Consider the following 17,802-nt stretch of genomic DNA (forward strand, 5'->3'; position numbering starts at 1 on the left):
CGTTGGCTGCGACACGAACACACTCTCGCCCACCTGCGTCATAAAGATTCTCCTTGACTGATTTCCTTTGCCCGAGCACGTTTTTCCATTATCAGAGCACCGCGTAAGCCCGCGTCTGATGAGCTGTACACCAGATGACTTTGTGCCTGGGTATTATTCAAAAGATCAAAGGCGGCCAGCGCGAGCAACGAAGGTGCGGTGGCGCTGCCCAAATCGCCGTAATGCTCGGCGGGGTGTATCAGCTGGAGGTCATCACCGAGGTGTTCCCGGCTACGGATCATGGCTACGCCGTACTCCTTGGCCCAGTACCGCTCGCCGTTCATACTGCTGTAAATGCTATGGATTGGCGGCCCGGTATAGTTCGCCAGCGCGGATTTAAACGCGGCATCCAGGCCCTCGCCGCGATAAGGCTCTTCGCTAAACCAGTGTCCGGTTTCCTGGGCCAGACCCGGTGGATGCACGGCAATGATTTGCCCTTTCTCCTCCAGGGCTCTGGCGGGATCAGCGGTCAGGACGAGAAACGCCGCGCCCTCCCCCGGCGCGTAGCCATCGTTTGGGCCGAGTGTCAGAAGCCGATCTTGCTGTTCCGGTATGCGTAAGCGGGTGTAGTGGTTGGGTGAGTCACTGGCACCAATAACCATGCCTTGCGGGTAGGCTTCCGCCAGGTAGTCGTAGGCGAAGGCGACGGCCTCCAGGCCCGCCGCACGGCCCGTGTGCAGGCTTCGCAGCAATTCCGGCCGCAACCAGTCGTGTCCGGACAGCGCCAGATTGGCTTTGAATTTATTCAGGGGAAGGCAGTCGGCGTGCAGTTCCGGCTCATTCATGGCCAGAATCAGCGGAGCTTCTTCGGGAAGAGCGCCCTGTTCTCTCACCTGGCCCAGTGCGTGAAGGGCCATTTTGAGGGCATGATCTTGCGGTTCGCTGTGCTGGTTACCTTCATCCAGCGCCCAATCGGGGTGGTCAAACACCGCATCGGGCACTGACGCCAATCGGATGGGGGAGCCGTTATCGTCGACAAAGCGGGAGAGTTTGTAGCGGTTGAGGCCAGCGCCAGCGGCCGCCCACACCATGGGAACCGAACCGCCAATCGCGTTCACCACGCCCATGCCGGAAAGATAAAGTGGTGGAGCGTCGTCCATATACGCAGCGTCCCTGGCCAGAAACAAAAATCAGCCCGAAGTCTAATCAGCAGGCCGGAAAGCCGCAAGCTTAGCGCGACCGCCCGTTACCGTTTTGTGAATAGGCTCACAAAGGCTATTTCGCTTTTCTTCGCTCACGATAGAGCAGCGCCTTCGCTCGGTTGCCACAGGAGGCCATGCTGCACCAGCGACGACGATGTGACTTCGTTTGATCATGGAACATCAAGACACAGTCGCAGGCTTCACACTCTTTCACCAGCTGCAGGTTCTCGTCTGTCAGCAACTCGACAAACGCTCTCGCCACCGGTTGCAATAGGCCTTCCGCGCTCAAATCGCGCCTTTTTTCTGTTCTGGTGAAGGCGGCTTCCGCCGCTCGCCATTCCATTCTCTCGACAGGATGACCCCGCTCCAGCACCTGGTTAACCAGAACCGGCTCCGCGGCTTGCCCCTCCTTGGCAGCATTGACCAACCGCTTCATCTCCTCCCGCAGCGCACGGGCAAGCGGCAACAATTCAGCGGGTGGGGGTTTCACCTCTTCCGCCAATGCCCCCGACTGGCGGAGCCATGCCACCACACTGTCGCCGTCCTCCAGGCACTCACGCTGATCCGCGCCAGCACCAAACAGCGTGTTGATGAAATCCAGAGCGAGGTTGCCAGCAATAAACAGCGGGGCGATGTCTGACGACATAAGAAGTAACCTTTAATAACCGATTTGACAGGTTATCACGACCAAGGGTAACCTTCAAAAATACACATTAACAGTTATCAATGAGCTACGTTATGAAACACCAAGACTTGAACACACGACCGGTAACGCCTCCGATCCATTACCGTTTTGAGACGGTGAACGACGTGAACGTTTTCTACCGCGAGGCCGGTGATTCAACCAACCCCACAGTGTTACTGCTACACGGGTTCGCCGCCTCCTCCTATATGTGGCGGGATGTCATCGACGCTCTTGCAGACCGCTATCATGTGATCGCCCCGGATTTGCCGGCTTTTGGCTACACGGAGTCGCCAGCGCGTGGGCAGTATGAGTACACCTTCTCCAACCTTACAAAAACCATGGATCAATTCACCCAACAGCTGAAACTCAACCGCTACACTATTGCGGTTCACGACTACGGCGCGCCAGTTGGGTGGCGTTTAGCGTTGGCCCACCCTTCGAAGGTGACCGCCATCATCTCCCAGAATGGCAACGCTTATGAGAAAGGACTTTCAACGGGCTGGGATCCGATTCGGAAATACTGGGACAACCCCACCCAGCAGAATCGCGAGGCGCTCAGTGATTTCCCGACACCGGAATCCATCAAGTGGCAATATTTGGAGGGCGTGAACGATACCAGCCTGGTCGCACCGGACACCTATATGCTCGAAGGCGCCCAGATCTCTCGCCCCGGCATGGCGGATATTCAGCTTGACTTGTTGCTGGATTACGCGAGCAATGTTGAGCGATATCCCGAGTTTCAGGCTTATTTCCGTAAGTACCAACCGCCGTTGCTGGCCGTGTGGGGGAAGCACGATCCGTTTTTTCTCCCCCCCGGCGCGGAGGCCTGGAAGCGGGATATACCCCACGCGGATATTCGCTTTTACGACACCGGGCACTTTGCCCTGGAGACCCATGGCGACGAAATCATTCCGGTGATTCGCGAGTTCCTGGATAATCATTTGAAGGATTGAATAATACGGCCAGGGATTGGCCCCTCACGACCAGGGATTCAACAGGTGAACCGAAAAAGGCTCAAAGTCCTTGATATTTCGGGTCACCAACACCAGGTTGTGCTGCCGAGCCGTGGCGGCGAGCAACGTATCAATGACCGGCGCGGCAATGCCTTTCTGTTTGGCCTCCCCCGCAAGCAACCCCCATTCGGTAGCGGTCTCATCCGAGACCGCTACCACCCGGCCTGAAAACCGATCCCGCAAATCCCTGTCCAGCCAGGACTGCAGCCGCTGTTTCCTCTGCCCGGCGGGCAACCCGGAAACACCTTTCTGAATTTCCCCCAGCGTCAGAACGCTCAGGTACAGTGTGTATTCGTCGGCGGCGTCAAGCCAAGCGGTCACACCCGGGTTGGGTTCCGGTTTTACGACCTCAGACAACACACAGGTATCCAACAGAAAGCGCATTACAGTTCGATCTCTCGCCCGGCGTCCTTATCATGCTCGGCCTCAAACACATCCGGCCCGAGCGTCGACTGACGGAAAAACTCCACCAGCCCCCCTTGCGTTGCCCCGCGGCTCAATCGGTCATACTCGGCGGCAGAAAGCACCACCGCCTTGCGTTGCCCGCGCACGGTAATCACCTGAGGGCCACCAGAATCAGCGGAAGCCACAAGCTCGCTCAGCCGACTTTTGGCGTGCTGAAGTTGCCACTCCATACATTGGTCCTCCGAACCTTGCTCAACAAAGCCAGATATTAGCAGCGAAACCAAAAAATGACTAGTCTGACTAGATAAATAGCCCGGTATTAATAAATTGCCACCCATTCAGCCGAGAAAGAAAGCGGGGCATTCACGATGCCGACAGCGCTGGGAGTCGCCGCTGCCCGGTGTGACGTGAACTGTATCACTCCCGCCATAGCAAGCCGGTGGTATGCTTACGCCGCCAAAAATTTGGCATTGGTGGCTATTTTTCGGGGCTAAAGTCACCCGGAGATGAGAAACACCAATTGGATTCAGGAGCACGTTTACGTTTATCAAGGACACAGGGAGTTCTTATGGCTAACGCCCCTTCTCAGTATGAAGTCATCGCTGGCAACAACGCCGGCCGACCCATCCGATGCGCCCCTGAGGTGCTACCCGCTTTTAAAAAACTCCAGCAGGCTGCGTTGCGCGGCAACCACTGGGCTCGCATCGCGGTCAAGGAGCTGAGCGATCTGACCAACGGCCAGGCGGGCAAACAAAATGTGTACGTTCGCCCCGGCAAGGCCGCCGATCACCACACGCCCTTTGCGGTGTTTTTGCCAGGGTTAAAGGCGACGGTTTATCACTGGACGGCGAAAGGCGGTTATACGGTGGTAGATTTGCAGTTGGATGGGCATTATTTTGAAGCGGTGTCATCCGCAGAGCAGGATCGGATGGGGCTTTATCGGGCTGAGCCGAGAGGTGAAGAATGGTCGGTTAGTTATACGCCCAACGGCAAAATCACCCCCGAGGACGGCAGACTGATAACCGTTGCGGATGGAGGCTACCAAGATGCGAGTCGAGCAGTTCGGGCTATCGTTCCACGCGCCATAAAACACTCAGGCGTGGCTGCCGTGAAGGTTCGTAACAACGGGTGTGACTTACACTACACGCCAAGTGGCAAACAGCTCGGCGGCTTGACCCGCTATGATGCTCTAACCATTAACCAAACCCGAAGCTCCGCACTGCATCTTGCCCGTACAATGGCAGACGCCTGCCACATTCCCAACGTCGCATGGGTAGCCGATAAAGGTGGATCAGCGGTTCTCACGCAGGCTATGCAGATATTGGTTGATCAAGGGGTAGCCTTAAAAGGCCATACAGCGTACTTATATAAACCTCGGACGTCACCGGGCGAGGCATTGCTCTTGGCCCACCAACTTAACCTGACTCTGAACGAAAGTTTTGCCGACACAGGCTGGAGCCTACGGGGAGCCGTCAGTCAATTAGGTGTTGCAGGGGCACGACTTAACAATAAAAATGACCCTTACAACAAAGGTTACCACTCTCAAGCATGGATCAACGGATTGGTTAAAGCTTCCGGTCCTGTTGGCGTGGCGGCGGTTAGTGTTGCAGCTGTCGGCACTCCTATTCCAATAATTGCGGGGATTGTCACGGCCATTGGCGCAGGAGGCGTAACCTACAACATTGGGCAGAGTCTCGCGGAAGATCTTCGCCACAAATTGAACCGCTGAGGGCACCAATAATGTTCAGCTACATTAAATACCTTCCGCTCGACATCATACCGTTACGCCAAGACACTTACTGTCGGCCACAAGGCCCTAATTTTGGGCGAGCAAGCGTCGTCGATATGCCCATCGCTGATAGCCACGTTTCCGTAAAGGCACCTGGACATAGTCCTGCGGACCGCTTTCCTGATCAGGTGCGCTTACTGCCAGGGGAAGACTTACTGCACAATCACGAACTAATCAGCGACGACTCAAGTGGCGACACTACCGCTGAGCAATGGGGCACTCTGACAGGACTTAGAAGATCCTGGGCCTTCTGGGGCCCTTGGCTAAGTGGCTGTAAGGGTGAGCTACGCCTGAGCATTTCGGTTGTTGGGCGTCAGCCCAGTCACGAGCTGTCGAACCTGTCCTTCTTCAACCCCACAGCCTTTGAGATGGTGCTGGTTCACTACTTAAATGATCTCTATGGTCATTCCATCTGGGAGGGTCTACAGCCTGAAACACCGCGTTGGCACGGCCCAATGGACTGGCAACAACACCACCACTTACCTGTGTTCAGCGCGAGTTTTAATATTTATGGTCGCGGTGAAGACCTCCCCGGAAAAACTGAAGCAGACCGGCTTAACATAGGTGGTTCTCAGCCCGACCAACTGTTCGTCTTCCCGATTACGGACCAACACTTCGTGAAGGTAGTCTTTAAACAACATATTTATAGCAAAGATGAGCAGCGCAAGCCCCTATTTGACACATCTCCTATCCAGACGCTGCAAGACGCCATCTTCAACAGTCTCACCTTGAAGCTAAGCCCCGAAGCCCAGGCAAGCTACGACAAAGTGAAGGCTGAGCACCGAAATATGCAACTCAGCAAGGAATTTGCGCCGCTGAAGTGGCCGACGCCTGCGTATGAGCCGGGCTCCCGGTATCGCATTCAGCCGGGCTGATTGAAGGGAAGAATAGACCCCCTCACGGCTGTGCTTTACCGCTCAGGCAAGGTATCATCCGAGTTCTTCATCAGGCACCCATTTACTTCAGGAGTACCCGCCTGCCCATGAGCCCGCAGAATCGGACACTGGCTGTGATGTTTGCCGATGTTTCCGGCAGTTCGGCGCTGTATAAGCGGCTGGGCAACCTGCTGGCCAAGCGTTCGGTAGACGGTGCGGTGTCCCTAATGAGCCAGGTAACCGAGAGCCATGACGGCCATGTCGTCAAAACCCTCGGCGATGAGGTGATGGCGCGCTTTGATTGCGCCAACGATGCCTGTCAGGCCGCCATCGAGATGCAGCGCGAAGCCCGCAGCGCCGGAGTGGCGTTGCGGATCGGCATTGCTTTTGGCCCGGCGCTGATGGATACCGACGATGTGTTCGGCGAGACCGTCAACGATGCCGCTTTTGTCGCCAAAATTGCCCGTGCCAATCAGATTGTGGTCACTCAGGCGCTGGCCGATGCGGTGGCTAACGAACTGCGCCATCAGTGCCAGGAGTTCGACCGGGTGGCGGTCAAGGGCGATACGCGCCACAGCCTGATTTATCGGCTGCAATGGGAGCACGCCTCCCATCACCACAGCGCGACCACGGTGATGTCCATTGAGGACATCGCCTGTAAGCTCAGCGGATACCAGTTGCAACTCACGGTTGAAGGCCGGGAGATTACGCTGCTGCCAGAGCAAACGCCCTATGTTATCGGCCGTGATCCCAGCCGGGTCCACCTTCATATTGAGTCGGGCCTGGCCTCCCGGGATCACTGCCACATTCTGTTCCGCCGAGGCAAGTTTGTGCTGGTGGATCACAGCACTAATGGCACTTATGTTCGCGGACCTCGCCAGCCCGAGATTTATCTGCGCCGGGAGGAGTTGCCCTTGCTCGGCAGCGGCACTATCGCCATTGGCCAGCCCGCCGAGAATACCGACGGCTGGCTGATCCACTATCAACTTTAATGATTTTTGAACCGAACCACTGTATTGAAACGGACCCCTGTGACTGACCCAACGCTTTCTCTGCCTTCCGCTCCCCTGCCTCGCCGATTCGCGGCCATGGTGTACGACAGCCTGCTGTTGATGGCCGTTGGCCTGGGTTACGGTGCCATTGTCACTTTATTGAACGTGCTCATTCAGGGCTCGCCGCCTGCGGGGGAGGCCATTCAGTGGGGGCAATGGCGGCTACCGGTGTTTATCGGATTACTGGCGGTGTGGGTCGGTTTTTTTTATTACTTCTGGGGCCATCAGGGACAAACGCTGGGCATGCGTGCGTGGCGGCTTAAGCTGGTGGACCGGGACAGCGGCGGCTTTGCTTCGCCCAAACAGCGGCTGGCCCGCGCACTGCTGGCACCGCTCTCCCTGGGGTTCGTCGGACTCGGCTATTTCTGGCTCTGGCTCGACCCGACTGACGAAACCCTGCATGGCCGACTGACTCGCACCCAGGTGTTGCTGCTACCCAAGGCCTCCGGGAAGTAACGCCGGGTCAGCGAGTACGACTGAGCAGATAAAAACCAAACAGCGTGCAGGCGGCGATCGGAATCAGCACGGCCACCAGCGGCGGAAAGCCGAACACCAGGCTGGAAGGTCCGAGCAGGCTTTGGGTAAGGCGAAACGCAATACCGAAGACAACGCCGGTAAAAATGCGTTGCCCCATGGTGACTTCGCGCAGCGGACCGAAAATAAAGGAGATCGCCACCAGCACCAGGCTGATGGTCGCCAACGGTTGCAGGGCTTTTTCCCAGAACGCCAGCCGGTACTCACTGCTTTCCAGTCGCTGCTCGCTCAAATAGTTGCTGTAGAAGGCCAGATTGCGAATCGACAACGCCTCGGGTTGCAGGGCAATGATATTGAGCAATGCCGGTGTCAGGTCAGTGTTCCAGCGACGCAGGGCGTATTCGGCGGTTTCCGTGCCCTCAATCCCTTCAATGTTCTCACTCGTCCGGTCGGGCGCCTCCCCGTTTTCGTCGCGAACAAAGCGCGTGACCGCGACGTCTTCTTCCTGCCAGTAATCGCTTTGGTAGGTCACCTGTTCGGCGTAGCTCGCTTCGGTTAAGCGTTGCTGATCATCGAATTCGTAGCGCGTAACGCCGTGCAAAATGCCATTGGGCTGAATGGCATTGAAGTACATGTAGCTGTTCCCTTCACGGTGCCAGAACCCGCGTTCGGTATGCAGCGCGCGCTGCCCGCCCATGGCCACCGCGCGGCGGCTTTCTGCCACCTGGTCGGTATATGGGGTCACAAACTCGCCGAGCACCAGACCGAGCACGATAAACGCCAGCACCGGTTTGAGCACCAGCCAGGTAATGCGCTTGACGGACACGCCTGCGGCGCGCATCACCACAAGCTCGCTTGAGCTTGCCAGCAACCCCAGACCGACCAGGCAACCGATCAAACAGGCGTAGGGCAGATACTCATACAGCCGACCGGGCAGAGTGAGGGAAATGTACAGTAGCGCTTCGAGCACCGTGTAGTTGCCGCGCAAATCGCCCATTTCATCGATAAAGCTGCCGATTAAATCGAGCGATAGCACGACGATCAGCACCAGGGAAATCGCCGCAAACACCGTGCGTGCCACATAGCGGCTGATCTTACGCATGAGCGGCCTCCCGGCGCGCACGCCGCCGCAATTTCCGGCGCTCCAGATGCCGCCAGTTAATCATCAGCAACGCAATACCGAGGAACGCCGCATGGACCAACCAAAACCCGGGCATCAGCGGGAAGCGCCCTCCTTCCAGCGCGCCGCGCAAACCGCTGAGAATGCCCAAATACAGCATGTAGAGAATAATGGCGGGCAACATCTTGGCGTAACGGCCCCGACGCGGATCGGTGCGCGCCAGCGGTACGGCCATTAATGCGACGACAATCGCCATGACCGGCAGCGATAACCGCCAGTGCAGTTCTACTTGCCGGGCAAGCTCGTCGGAGCCCAGCAATTCGGAAGTCGGCCAGGCATCGGAATCATCACGCATGCTGCCTTCGATGTCCGGCGGTTTTATAAATTGCCCGAAGGCGTCGAACGAGGTGACTTCGTAATCGGCCATGCCCGGCTGCCCCTGGTAGCGCACACCGTTGTAGAGCGTCAGGTATCGTTGATCGTATTCCGGGTGAAGCGCCTGCTCGGCGTAATCCGCCACAATAATGGAATGGCGGCCCGACCCCAGATCACCGCCACTCTCGGCCACCACCAGCGCTTGAAGCCGGGTGCGGTCATCACTCACCTCGGAGATATACGCGGTCGCATTCGCGCTGCCCAACCGCTGAAAGCGGCCCGGTTGTATGGTGTCGAACTCACTGCGGCTGCGCTGCTCCGCCAGTATCGTTTCCGTGGCGCGCGCACCCATGGGACCGACCCAAAGACTTAGGGCCGCCACCAGCAGGGCCAGAATCGTGGCGGGGATCAACGTCAGAATAATTAACTGCGCCTGGCTGATGCCGCAGGCGGACAGCACCACCATCTCGCTGTCGGCATACAATCGACCATACGCCAGCAGAATGGCAATAAAGAAACCCAGCGGCAGGATCAATTCCAGAAAACCCGGCAGGCGAAACCCCATGATGACAAACAGAACATTCACGGCCAGCTCGCCCGCCGCAGCATCCGCGAGATATTTCACGAAGCGGCCACTCATGAAAATGAGCAACAGAATGCTGCTCACAGCCAAAGTGGTTACCGATATCTCACGATTGAGGTAGCGAAAAATAATCACACACGCATCCCGACTGTTTTGGATGGTCGTTCGGACCGTGAACGACACTGAAAAATTCCATCGCTGCCAGCAGCCATTTGCCCTGTTGTCTGGATCGCGTAAACTGGCACCTACACCGACGGTCGTCGATCGGGCCGCATTATCCCCTACTCGACCGCATTTGTCTTGATCCAACGCTACGGAGCTACTGCATGCAAACCCAGGCCAAAGTCGTCAATGCCCTCACTGACCGCAGTGACTGTCTGATTGTCACCGCTTTTGGAAACAGTCAGTGGTCCCCGGCAGCCGCCTCGCTGGAGGCCAAGGCCGGTCAAGTGGCGACATTGTGCAAGCGCGAGGGTTTTAAGGGCAAGGCGGGTGAGACGCTGCTGTTCACTACTCCGGAAGGCACTCAGGCCAAACGGGTCCTGATACTCGGCCTGGGCAGCGCCGAACCGACGCCGTCCAGCTTCCAAAATGCCTGGAGCAAAGCGCTGGACGCTCTCAAGAACACGCCGGTGAAGTCACTCACCCTGGATCTGGACGGCGTGAACGTCGCCGACCGCGATGCGGGCTGGATTGGCCGGCAGATCGCGTTCCAGCTCGGCTTGGGTCAGTATCGCTTCACGCGCTGCAAGAGCCGCAAGCCCGATGCTTCGCCGTTCGCGCCCACCAAACTCACGCTGGGCGTCGGCAAACCAGACGTGAGCGCAGCCCGCACCGGTTTGACCGAAGGGACCGCGCTGGCCAATGGCACCAACCTGACCCGAGAACTGGGCGATTTGCCCGGCAACATCTGCACACCGTCCTACCTCGCCTCCGAAGCGCGCAAGTTGGCCAAGGGCCAACAGAAACTGAGCGCCAAAATTCTGGACGAGAAGCAAATGAAAGAACTGGGGATGGGCTCTTTGCTGTCCGTCTCCGCTGGCAGTGATCAGCCAGCCAAGCTGATCGTGATGGAATATAAGGGCGCGGCCAAAAACAAAGCGCCGGTGGCACTGGTGGGCAAAGGGATCACTTTCGACACAGGCGGCATCAGCCTGAAACCCGGCGCGGGCATGGATGAAATGAAATACGACATGTGCGGCGCGGCCAGCGTGTTCGGCTGCATGCGCACGCTGCTGGAATTACAGCCGAAGATCAACGTCGTGGCAGTGGTCGCCGCCTCTGAGAACATGCCCAACGGCAATGCCACCAAACCCGGTGATATTGTGACTTCCATGTCCGGACAAACCATCGAAATTCTCAATACCGATGCCGAAGGCCGTCTGGTGCTGTGCGACGCTCTGACCTATGTTGAGCGCTTCAAGCCGCGCGCGGTGGTCGATGTCGCCACCCTGACCGGCGCCTGCGTGATCGCGCTCGGCAGCCACGCCACGGGCTTGTACAGCAACCGCGATGAGCTGGCCGACGCGCTGCTGTCCGCCGGTGAAGAGTGCGGCGACCGGGCGTGGCGTATGCCGCTGTGGGACGAGTACCAAAAGCAGCTGGACAGCAACTTTGCGGATATGGCTAACATCGGTGGACGAGAGGCCGGTAGCGTTACCGCCGCCTGCTTCCTGTCCCGCTTTACGAACAAGTACCCCTGGGCTCACCTGGACATTGCCGGCACTGCCTGGCGTTCCGGCGCGGCCAAGGGCGCGACAGGCCGCCCCGTCCCACTGTTGATGCACTACCTCTTGAAGCAGAGCGCATGAACCGAGTCGATTTCTACATTTTGCGCGCTGATGACACCGAGAGCCGCTGGCAATTCGCCGGCAGGCTCGCCAGCAAGGCCTCCCGCCTGGGGCACCGGGTGTTAATCACGGTGGCGTCGGACAATCAGGCGCGGGCGCTGGATGATTTTCTGTGGGCGCACCCGGAAGACAGCTTTTTGCCGCACCGGTGTCTGAATGATCAGAACGCCCCAGCCGCCACTGTGGAAATTACCAGCAACGACCAGTGCGGCGATCACAACGCCGTACTGATTAATTTATGCCCCACCATTCCCGCAGCCTTCGAGCGATTCGAGCGCCTGGCCGAAATCGTTATCCAAACACCCGAGGTGTTAAAAAACACGCGCGAACACTTTAGTTTTTACAAGGCGCGGGGTTATTCTGTTCACCATCAATCACTGTGATCGAGCGTACTGCCATGGCCAAGCGCAAAGGCGATGCCAAAGACACCTTGCTGGACGAGCTGGAATCCATCAAAGGTTTATTGCAGAACGAGGATGAGATCCCCGTTCTCAATGAAGTGATCAACACGCTGGAGCCGGTGCCTCCCCACCAGCAACGGCAGGGTTCTTTATTGATCAATCCGGCACCCATTGCAGCGCCGCCCGAACCGGAGAGCGTCACGGCGCAAACCGCGTCCGACGCGCCAGCGGCTGAGGCGGAGTCGATCCGGCGACCACCTTCGACCCTCGGGGAAAATCCCTTTCTACCGGCCCACATCCGGGCACGCCTGAAAGGCAACCGGCACGCCGTCGACAGCACGCCGCCGTTTCCGCCCGAGCCCACATCACGGCAACAGTTGATTCAGGACGTGATACACAGCTGCCTGCCGGATATTGAGCGGCGCCTGCAGGCTCGCTTGGACACGATGACCGAGGCGCAACTGCGCCAACTGCTGGAAGAGGACACGCTGGAGCCTTAACCCAACGAGGGGTTCATCAGTCCTCAACCTGATATTTGCAGCCGTCGCTTCTCGGCGGTTTATCCTGGAGCCCCGTTATGGAAAATGCTGGACTCGCCATCGCCCTGATCGGCGTTGTTGCCCTTCTCTGCCAATGGGCGGCCTGGCGCGCCCGATTACCCGCCATCCTGTTTCTGCTGATCGCGGGGTTAGCGCTGGGGCCGGTCAGTGGCTGGCTCAAACCCGATGCGCTGTTCGGTGATCTGTTGTTCCCACTGATTTCCCTCGCGGTCGCCGTCATTCTGTTCGAGGGCAGCCTGACGCTGAATTTTAAAGAGCTGGGAGGACTGAGCGCCGTCGTGCGGCGAATGATTACCGTCGCCGCACCGATTACCTGGGTGATCGTCTCGGTGACCACCCATTATCTGTTTGATATCCGCTGGGACCTGTCGATTCTGTTCGGCGCGCTCATGGTGGTCACCGGCCCCACGGTGATTACACCACTGCTGCGCAGTGTGCGCCCCTCAGAACGGGTCGCCAACATCTTGCGCTGGGAAGGGATTGTGATTGATCCTGTCGGCGCTTTGCTCGTTGTTGTGGTTTACGAATTTATCGCGACCCAGAGCCAGGGGGCGGCCTTTGGGCAAAGCCTGCTGCTGTTCCTGGAAATTATTGTGACCGGGCTGGCCATTGGTCTCGGCGCGGGCTGGTTGCTGGGCAAAATGCTGGCCCGCCAGTGGCTGCCGGAATACCTGCACAACCTTGCCACCCTGAGCCTGGTGTTCACGGTGTTTGCACTCTGTAACCATCTGGCTCACGAATCCGGGCTGTTGGGCGTGACGGTAATGGGGATGTGGCTCGGCAACCAGAAAGACATCCGCATTCACAACATACTGCACTTCAAGGAAAACCTGACGATTCTGTTCATCTCGGGGCTGTTTATCATTCTGGCGGCGCGCCTGCCCTGGCATCAACTGGTCGGGATTTTTACCCTGGCACCATTACTGTTATTACTGGTGGTGCAATTTGTTGCCCGCCCGTTATCCGTCGCCTTTGCGACGCTCGGGTCACCCGTCAACTGGCGGGAGCGCCTGGTGCTGAGCTGGATTGCGCCACGCGGGATTGTCGCCGCGGCGGTATCCGCGCTGTTTGCCCTGCGGCTGGCGGAACAAGGGCACCCGGACGCGGACTGGCTACTGCCTCTGACCTTTACCGTGATTCTCGGCACGGTCGTTTTCCAGAGCGCGACAGCCCGCCCATTGGCGAAAGCCCTCAAGGCCGTGGAGCCGGATCCACGCGGCGTGCTCATTCTCGGTGCCAATGCCGTGGCCCGCGCCTTCGGCAAAGCGTTGCAGGAGCAGAAGTTACCGGTACTGCTGTGCGATTCCAACTGGGATAATATTCGCAGCGCACGCATGGCCGGGCTGCGTACCTTTTACGGAAACCCAACCTCCGAGTACGCCAACCAGCGTCTGGATTTGACCGGCATCGGCAAGCTGCTGGCACTATCGCCCCTGCGGGAACTGAATGTGATCGCCTGCATGCACTTTCGCAGTGAGTTCGGCCCGAACAACGTCTTCACGATTCGCCACATTTCGGAAAATCACAAAGCGGAAAAGCATCAGGTATCCGACGATCTGAAAGGCGCCCCGTTGTTTGCCGAGCGCATTACCTACGCCAAGCTGGCCAGCCTGATTGGCGACGGCGCGGAAGTGAAGGCCACGCGCTTCACCGAGGAATACCGCTATGAGGATTACCAGCAAAAACGCAGCCGGGGCAGCGTGCCGCTGTTCGTAATCCGCGCCAGTGGCAAGCTGCGCCCGGTCATCGCGGGTAAAGAACTGGACCCGGGTGAAGGCGCTACGTTGCTGAGTCTGGTACCGCCGGAGACGAAGACGGAGGACGAGGCGTCGAGTTGACTGTGCGCACGCCAGCAAACGCGAGCATGGCCAGCGCGACAATCACCAGATTGACCCAGAAAACCATGTCGTAGCCAAACAGGTCCGCCACCACGGCAATCTGCACACTGCTGAGCAGATTGCCCACGTGGGTGGTGTTGGTATACAGCGCGGATGCGCTGCCGGAGCGACCCGGCATCAACGCCTGAATGACCGACACCCCCAGCCCCGCCAGTACCCCCACCAGCACGGCATTAAAAAACTGCAGGGCGAACAGCTGCCAGAGGTGGCTGGAAAACAATACACCCGCATAGAGCACGAAGCCGGCAAAGCCCGCAAAGCGCACCATTACCATCAAATTGATTCGCGCGCCCAGCACGCCCGCTACCAGCATGATAGGCACTTCCAATCCGGCCGCCGTACCCATAATCCAGCCCACCCACTCTGTACCAATGCCGAGGTTTTCATCCAGGTGCAACGGCAGCGCAATCAGGTAGGCGTGGTTAACGCACCACATCAGCGAGAACGCCAGCAGACACAGCCAGAGGGATCGCCGGTGCTCGGGGGAGGTTATGCGTGGAATCTCAGATCGCCTGGCTGGCGACTCCGAGGGTGCGGGGGGCTGGTCGTTCTCGTGCGTGCTCGTTTCGGCGCTATCCGTTTCGGCGCTATCATCAAGCTTGGGCAACAGCTTCACGCTCACCAACCCCACCAGGGCAAATACCGCTGCCGCCGACCAGTACATGGTGCTAAAACCAAAATACGAAGACAACAGGAAACCCGCTGGCGGCCCCGCTACCCAGGCGATGGCAATTTGGGCGCGCACAATCGCATTGAACAGCGGCACTCTTCCCAGCGGTAATTGCCGATCGGCGTAATCCAGGCTATAAGCCAGCATTTGGGAGTACGCCACCATACCCAGGCTGAACAAGGCTACCGCTGAAAAGACCACCAGCCAATAGTTGCGGGTCAAGGCAAAAATAACGCAGGAGAGCACCCCCACCGCGCAGAACCCCGCGACCAGGGGGCGGCGATCACTCAAACGGTCGGACCATTGCCCGATCCAGTGGTTGTACCCGATGCTGGCCAGCGCCAGTCCGGTAAAGGGAAGGCCTACGAGTAAGGGGCGGACACCCAGTTCCTTGCCCAGGAACACACTGAACGTGGGCAGCACCAGAGCCCCCACAATTCCCACGGCGAAGGACAGGAAATAGATCCCGAGCGGGACCGGACGCAACAGTTCTCGAAGCATAAAGGGTTCTGACGGACAACAAAGCCGGAGCCGGGGGTAAACCGCTGCTCCGGGCGTGGAAAAGGCGCCACAGTAATCGATTACATCCGGTGCGTCCAGCGAGACAACACGAGGGACTGGGGAGCCTAACCGGCCTTTCCGTCCTGCCCCTGCCCTTGACTCTGATCATGCCCCTTGCCCAGCCACTGGTCCAGATGGGCCTGCAGCGCTTCGTATCGCACCGGCTTGCTCAGGTGATCGTTCACGCCCGCCGCCAGGCAGCGCGCCTGCTCCTCCTCGGACGTATCGGAGGTCATCGCCACAATCGGGAGCCGCGCAGCGCCCTCGTCTTTTTCGCTGGCGCGCAGCCGCTCGGTGGCCGCCGGGCCATCCAGCTCCGGCATATCGCAATCCATCAACACCAGATCGAACTTTTCTTTTTCGAGCGCGGACAGCGCTTCCTTACCATTACTGGCCACCTGCACCTGGCAGCCCAGCTTCTTCAACATGCCCGAAATCACCATCTGGCTGACTCTCTGGTCCTCGACCAGCAACACCCGACGGCTGGAGGACGGCAACGGTGCTTCCTCTTCTTCCTCTACCAGTGCGTCTTCCGGCGTCTCGTGACTCAGCAAACGGTGAATCAGCGTTTCCCTGAGCTTGCGATGAACAATCGGTTTTTCGATGCAACTGACGTGAGGATAGCGCTGCAAGTGCGACTTTACCTCGTCCGCATCGCGTTGCAGCAGACTCATGGCAATCATTTGCGGGAGCGCTTCCAGGCCGGGCGAGCTGGCAATATCACGCGACAATGTCAGCGCTTCGAACCCGCCAAGCTCGTTGTAGATCAGCACCATATCCGGCACAACGCCTTTGTCGGCGGCGTTTTGCAGCTGCGTGAGCGCCTGTTTCCGGGTGGCTACCCGGGATGCCTTCACGCCCCAGTGCGCCAGCTGCTCCACCAGACTGGGCGCTACCACTTCCGGCACCTCGACCAGCATCACCTGCTTGCCGCGCAACCGCTGATCGGTGGTTTCGTTGTCCTGATACGTCAGTACATCCAGTTGAACATTGATCACGATACGTTTACCGGACTCGCCGCCGCTCAGGAGGTTGACGCTGCCTCCCATGCACTCGGCCAGCCCTTTGCAGATGGACAGACCAATACCGCGCAAGCTTTCGCTATCACCACTTTCAGTCTCCTCGCTGTCGTTCGCACCGGTTCGGGAAGCATCGCCAATAATAATCTGCAACTCACCCGCTTCTTCAGCCCCCTGATGGAACACCGCCTCCACCAGAATCTCTTCCATACCGGCCTGCTTGACGGCGTAAGTCATCAACGTGCCCAAAATCTGGCTCAAGCGCGTCGCATCGCCCTGCACCCGTCTCGGCAAATCCTTATCGAACAGGTAGTTCAGTTCAATACCCTGCTGGTGCGCCTCCAGGGCAAAATCCTGTACCAGCTTGTCCAGCAGACGCCGCAGGTTAAACGCCGAGTCTTCCAGCACCAGCGAACGGGTGGTGATTTTGGAGAAGTCCACCACGTTGTTTACCAGGTCCAGCTGGCGCTCCGCCGCGTTGCTCGCCAGCAGCAATAATTCACGATGGCGTTCGGGCAGCTGGTCGTCATCCACTAGCGCGAGCGTGCCCAGAATATCATTCAGCGAGGCCCGGAATTCCTGGCCGAGATTCACCAGGAACTCGTTCTTCAATTCGATGGCGGCTTTGGAACTGCGCTGTTCAAACTCCAGCCCTTTTGCCCGTTCACGCAGCGCGTAGTTGGCTTCCAGACGCTCCCAGTAGGTATCCGAAGTCACCTTCGCCTGATGCGCCAGCATAATGTAGAACACCAGCATAATGCTGCCGTACAGGTGCCCTTCCACGCTCAGCAGCATGACCGCCGTCAGTGCCGCGGGCACCTGGCCGATGAAAAGGTACACACGCAGGAAGCGGCGATAAGGGGCGAATACATTCGAGACACTGGAGTAAAACACAATGGAGTAGAGCCACATGATCAGTGTCTCGTCTTCCATCCCGCGCAGCCACGTCAGGCTCACCAGAATAAAGGCCCACCAGGCAGCACCGAGAAACGACGCGGCGAAATACTGGTTGCGCCATCGGGCTGGAGCCCGGGCATAAAGCGTGTCGAAACGGAACAGGTAATACGCCCGAAGCAAGGTGACCAGCAACAGGCCAATGATCAGAACGATGGATAGCGTCTGGAAGTCGTGAAAAAACCGTCCCAGCGTCAGACAGGATACCGCGACGATGAAATTCACCACCAGACCGCGTCGACTGTATTTGGCGACCCGGGCATCGGTGTCGCGCATGATCTGTCGGTCTTTTTGCACCTTGGAGGTGGGCGTGAACAGTTGCAACCACATGCGCGAG

General features: G+C 58.4%; 17 protein-coding genes. 9 read left to right on the forward strand and 8 right to left on the reverse strand.

All coding sequences use genetic code 11. From position 1 onward, the window contains the following. Positions 1–38: 38 nt before the first annotated feature. Both ACQCLF_RS00005 and ACQCLF_RS00010 read right to left on the reverse strand, forming a co-directional pair. Positions 39–1,139, reverse strand: coding sequence for a hypothetical protein (locus ACQCLF_RS00005; protein ID WP_426984145.1), 1,101 nt, complete (start codon positions 1,137–1,139; stop codon positions 39–41). A gap of 115 nt (positions 1,140–1,254) precedes the next feature. Then, positions 1,255–1,827, reverse strand: coding sequence for a CGNR zinc finger domain-containing protein (locus ACQCLF_RS00010; protein WP_426984147.1), 573 nt, complete (start codon positions 1,825–1,827; stop codon positions 1,255–1,257). A gap of 92 nt (positions 1,828–1,919) precedes the next feature. Here ACQCLF_RS00010 and ACQCLF_RS00015 point away from each other — a divergent pair, with 92 nt between their 5' ends. After that, entirely contained in the window at positions 1,920–2,819 is a 900-nt protein-coding gene (locus ACQCLF_RS00015) for an alpha/beta fold hydrolase (protein ID WP_426984148.1), read from the forward strand. A gap of 24 nt (positions 2,820–2,843) precedes the next feature. On the opposite strand, the gene ACQCLF_RS00020 is transcribed toward ACQCLF_RS00015, so the two are convergent. Both ACQCLF_RS00020 and ACQCLF_RS00025 read right to left on the reverse strand, forming a co-directional pair. Next, positions 2,844–3,263 (reverse strand): type II toxin-antitoxin system VapC family toxin, encoded by a 420-nt coding sequence (locus ACQCLF_RS00020; protein WP_426984150.1) that lies wholly within the window; start codon positions 3,261–3,263, stop codon positions 2,844–2,846. Continuing rightward, positions 3,263–3,514, reverse strand: coding sequence for a type II toxin-antitoxin system Phd/YefM family antitoxin (locus tag ACQCLF_RS00025; protein ID WP_426984151.1), 252 nt, complete (start codon positions 3,512–3,514; stop codon positions 3,263–3,265). Before ACQCLF_RS00025 ends, ACQCLF_RS00020 begins: the two co-directional genes overlap by 1 nt. Before the next feature lie 338 nt (positions 3,515–3,852). Here ACQCLF_RS00025 and ACQCLF_RS00030 point away from each other — a divergent pair, with 338 nt between their 5' ends. The 4 genes from ACQCLF_RS00030 (at position 3,853) to ACQCLF_RS00045 (ending at position 7,456) form a co-directional block, all read left to right on the forward strand. Then, a complete protein-coding gene (locus ACQCLF_RS00030) occupies positions 3,853–5,013 on the forward strand; it encodes a hypothetical protein (RefSeq protein ID WP_426984152.1) in 1,161 nt (386 codons plus the stop codon). 116 nt (positions 5,014–5,129) lie between these two features. Further along, a complete protein-coding gene (locus ACQCLF_RS00035) occupies positions 5,130–5,948 on the forward strand; it encodes a hypothetical protein (RefSeq protein ID WP_426984154.1) in 819 nt (272 codons plus the stop codon). Between the two features lie 107 nt (positions 5,949–6,055). Then, positions 6,056–6,940, forward strand: coding sequence for an adenylate/guanylate cyclase domain-containing protein (locus tag ACQCLF_RS00040; RefSeq protein WP_426984155.1), 885 nt, complete (start codon positions 6,056–6,058; stop codon positions 6,938–6,940). A gap of 39 nt (positions 6,941–6,979) precedes the next feature. Further along, positions 6,980–7,456, forward strand: a complete 477-nt coding sequence (locus ACQCLF_RS00045; protein ID WP_426984156.1) for an RDD family protein — start codon at positions 6,980–6,982, stop codon at positions 7,454–7,456. A gap of 7 nt (positions 7,457–7,463) precedes the next feature. On the opposite strand, the gene lptG is transcribed toward ACQCLF_RS00045, so the two are convergent. Together lptG and lptF are read right to left on the reverse strand one after the other, a co-directional pair. Further along, on the reverse strand, positions 7,464–8,576 hold the full coding sequence (lptG, locus tag ACQCLF_RS00050; RefSeq protein WP_426984157.1) for an LPS export ABC transporter permease LptG: 1,113 nt from the start codon (positions 8,574–8,576) through the stop codon (positions 7,464–7,466). Further along, positions 8,569–9,687: an LPS export ABC transporter permease LptF gene (lptF, locus tag ACQCLF_RS00055; RefSeq protein WP_426984158.1), complete on the reverse strand. Its 1,119-nt coding sequence runs from the start codon at positions 9,685–9,687 to the stop codon at positions 8,569–8,571. The genes lptG and lptF overlap by 8 nt, the downstream gene beginning before the upstream one ends. Positions 9,688–9,878: 191 nt before the next feature. Between lptF and ACQCLF_RS00060 the strand changes: the two genes are divergently transcribed. The 4 genes from ACQCLF_RS00060 (at position 9,879) to ACQCLF_RS00075 (ending at position 14,201) form a co-directional block, all read left to right on the forward strand. Continuing rightward, on the forward strand, positions 9,879–11,363 hold the full coding sequence (locus ACQCLF_RS00060) for a leucyl aminopeptidase (RefSeq protein ID WP_426984160.1): 1,485 nt from the start codon (positions 9,879–9,881) through the stop codon (positions 11,361–11,363). After that, positions 11,360–11,785 carry a DNA polymerase III subunit chi gene (locus ACQCLF_RS00065; RefSeq protein ID WP_426984162.1) on the forward strand — a complete coding sequence of 142 codons (426 nt, stop codon included), beginning with the start codon at positions 11,360–11,362 and terminating at the stop codon, positions 11,783–11,785. Before ACQCLF_RS00060 ends, ACQCLF_RS00065 begins: the two co-directional genes overlap by 4 nt. Positions 11,786–11,799: 14 nt before the next feature. Further along, entirely contained in the window at positions 11,800–12,303 is a 504-nt protein-coding gene (locus tag ACQCLF_RS00070) for a hypothetical protein (RefSeq protein ID WP_426984164.1), read from the forward strand. A gap of 77 nt (positions 12,304–12,380) precedes the next feature. Further along, positions 12,381–14,201, forward strand: a complete 1,821-nt coding sequence (locus ACQCLF_RS00075) for a cation:proton antiporter (protein WP_426984165.1) — start codon at positions 12,381–12,383, stop codon at positions 14,199–14,201. On the opposite strand, the gene ACQCLF_RS00080 is transcribed toward ACQCLF_RS00075, so the two are convergent. Continuing rightward, the gene (locus ACQCLF_RS00080; protein WP_426984167.1) at positions 14,143–15,432 is read right to left on the reverse strand and encodes a sugar efflux transporter; all 1,290 of its coding nucleotides are present in this window, start codon (positions 15,430–15,432) and stop codon (positions 14,143–14,145) included. The two genes, ACQCLF_RS00075 and ACQCLF_RS00080, sit on opposite strands and share 59 nt — an antisense overlap. Positions 15,433–15,557: 125 nt before the next feature. Further along, positions 15,558–17,795 (reverse strand): response regulator, encoded by a 2,238-nt coding sequence (locus ACQCLF_RS00085; RefSeq protein WP_426984168.1) that lies wholly within the window; start codon positions 17,793–17,795, stop codon positions 15,558–15,560. Positions 17,796–17,802 lie beyond the last annotated feature (7 nt).

Origin of the sequence: Marinimicrobium sp. ARAG 43.8 (assembly GCF_050113635.1) — a bacterium.
Classification (GTDB): domain Bacteria; phylum Pseudomonadota; class Gammaproteobacteria; order Pseudomonadales; family Cellvibrionaceae; genus Marinimicrobium.

Excerpts from the sequence above, each read along its gene's own strand:
- ACQCLF_RS00015 (WP_426984148.1), top strand. The coding sequence starts at position 1,920 with ATGAAACACCAAGACTTGAACACACGACCGGTAACGCCTCCGATCCAT.
- ACQCLF_RS00080 (WP_426984167.1), bottom strand. The coding sequence starts at position 15,432 with ATGCTTCGAGAACTGTTGCGTCCGGTCCCGCTCGGGATCTATTTCCTG.
- ACQCLF_RS00035 (WP_426984154.1), top strand. The coding sequence starts at position 5,130 with ATGCCCATCGCTGATAGCCACGTTTCCGTAAAGGCACCTGGACATAGT.
- ACQCLF_RS00030 (WP_426984152.1), top strand. The coding sequence starts at position 3,853 with ATGGCTAACGCCCCTTCTCAGTATGAAGTCATCGCTGGCAACAACGCC.
- ACQCLF_RS00025 (WP_426984151.1), bottom strand. The coding sequence starts at position 3,514 with ATGGAGTGGCAACTTCAGCACGCCAAAAGTCGGCTGAGCGAGCTTGTG.
- lptG (WP_426984157.1), bottom strand. The coding sequence starts at position 8,576 with ATGCGTAAGATCAGCCGCTATGTGGCACGCACGGTGTTTGCGGCGATT.
- ACQCLF_RS00005 (WP_426984145.1), bottom strand. The coding sequence starts at position 1,139 with ATGGACGACGCTCCACCACTTTATCTTTCCGGCATGGGCGTGGTGAAC.
- ACQCLF_RS00070 (WP_426984164.1), top strand. The coding sequence starts at position 11,800 with ATGGCCAAGCGCAAAGGCGATGCCAAAGACACCTTGCTGGACGAGCTG.
- ACQCLF_RS00085 (WP_426984168.1), bottom strand. The coding sequence starts at position 17,795 with ATGTGGTTGCAACTGTTCACGCCCACCTCCAAGGTGCAAAAAGACCGA.
- ACQCLF_RS00040 (WP_426984155.1), top strand. The coding sequence starts at position 6,056 with ATGAGCCCGCAGAATCGGACACTGGCTGTGATGTTTGCCGATGTTTCC.
- ACQCLF_RS00075 (WP_426984165.1), top strand. The coding sequence starts at position 12,381 with ATGGAAAATGCTGGACTCGCCATCGCCCTGATCGGCGTTGTTGCCCTT.
- ACQCLF_RS00020 (WP_426984150.1), bottom strand. The coding sequence starts at position 3,263 with ATGCGCTTTCTGTTGGATACCTGTGTGTTGTCTGAGGTCGTAAAACCG.
- ACQCLF_RS00065 (WP_426984162.1), top strand. The coding sequence starts at position 11,360 with ATGAACCGAGTCGATTTCTACATTTTGCGCGCTGATGACACCGAGAGC.
- ACQCLF_RS00060 (WP_426984160.1), top strand. The coding sequence starts at position 9,879 with ATGCAAACCCAGGCCAAAGTCGTCAATGCCCTCACTGACCGCAGTGAC.
- ACQCLF_RS00010 (WP_426984147.1), bottom strand. The coding sequence starts at position 1,827 with ATGTCGTCAGACATCGCCCCGCTGTTTATTGCTGGCAACCTCGCTCTG.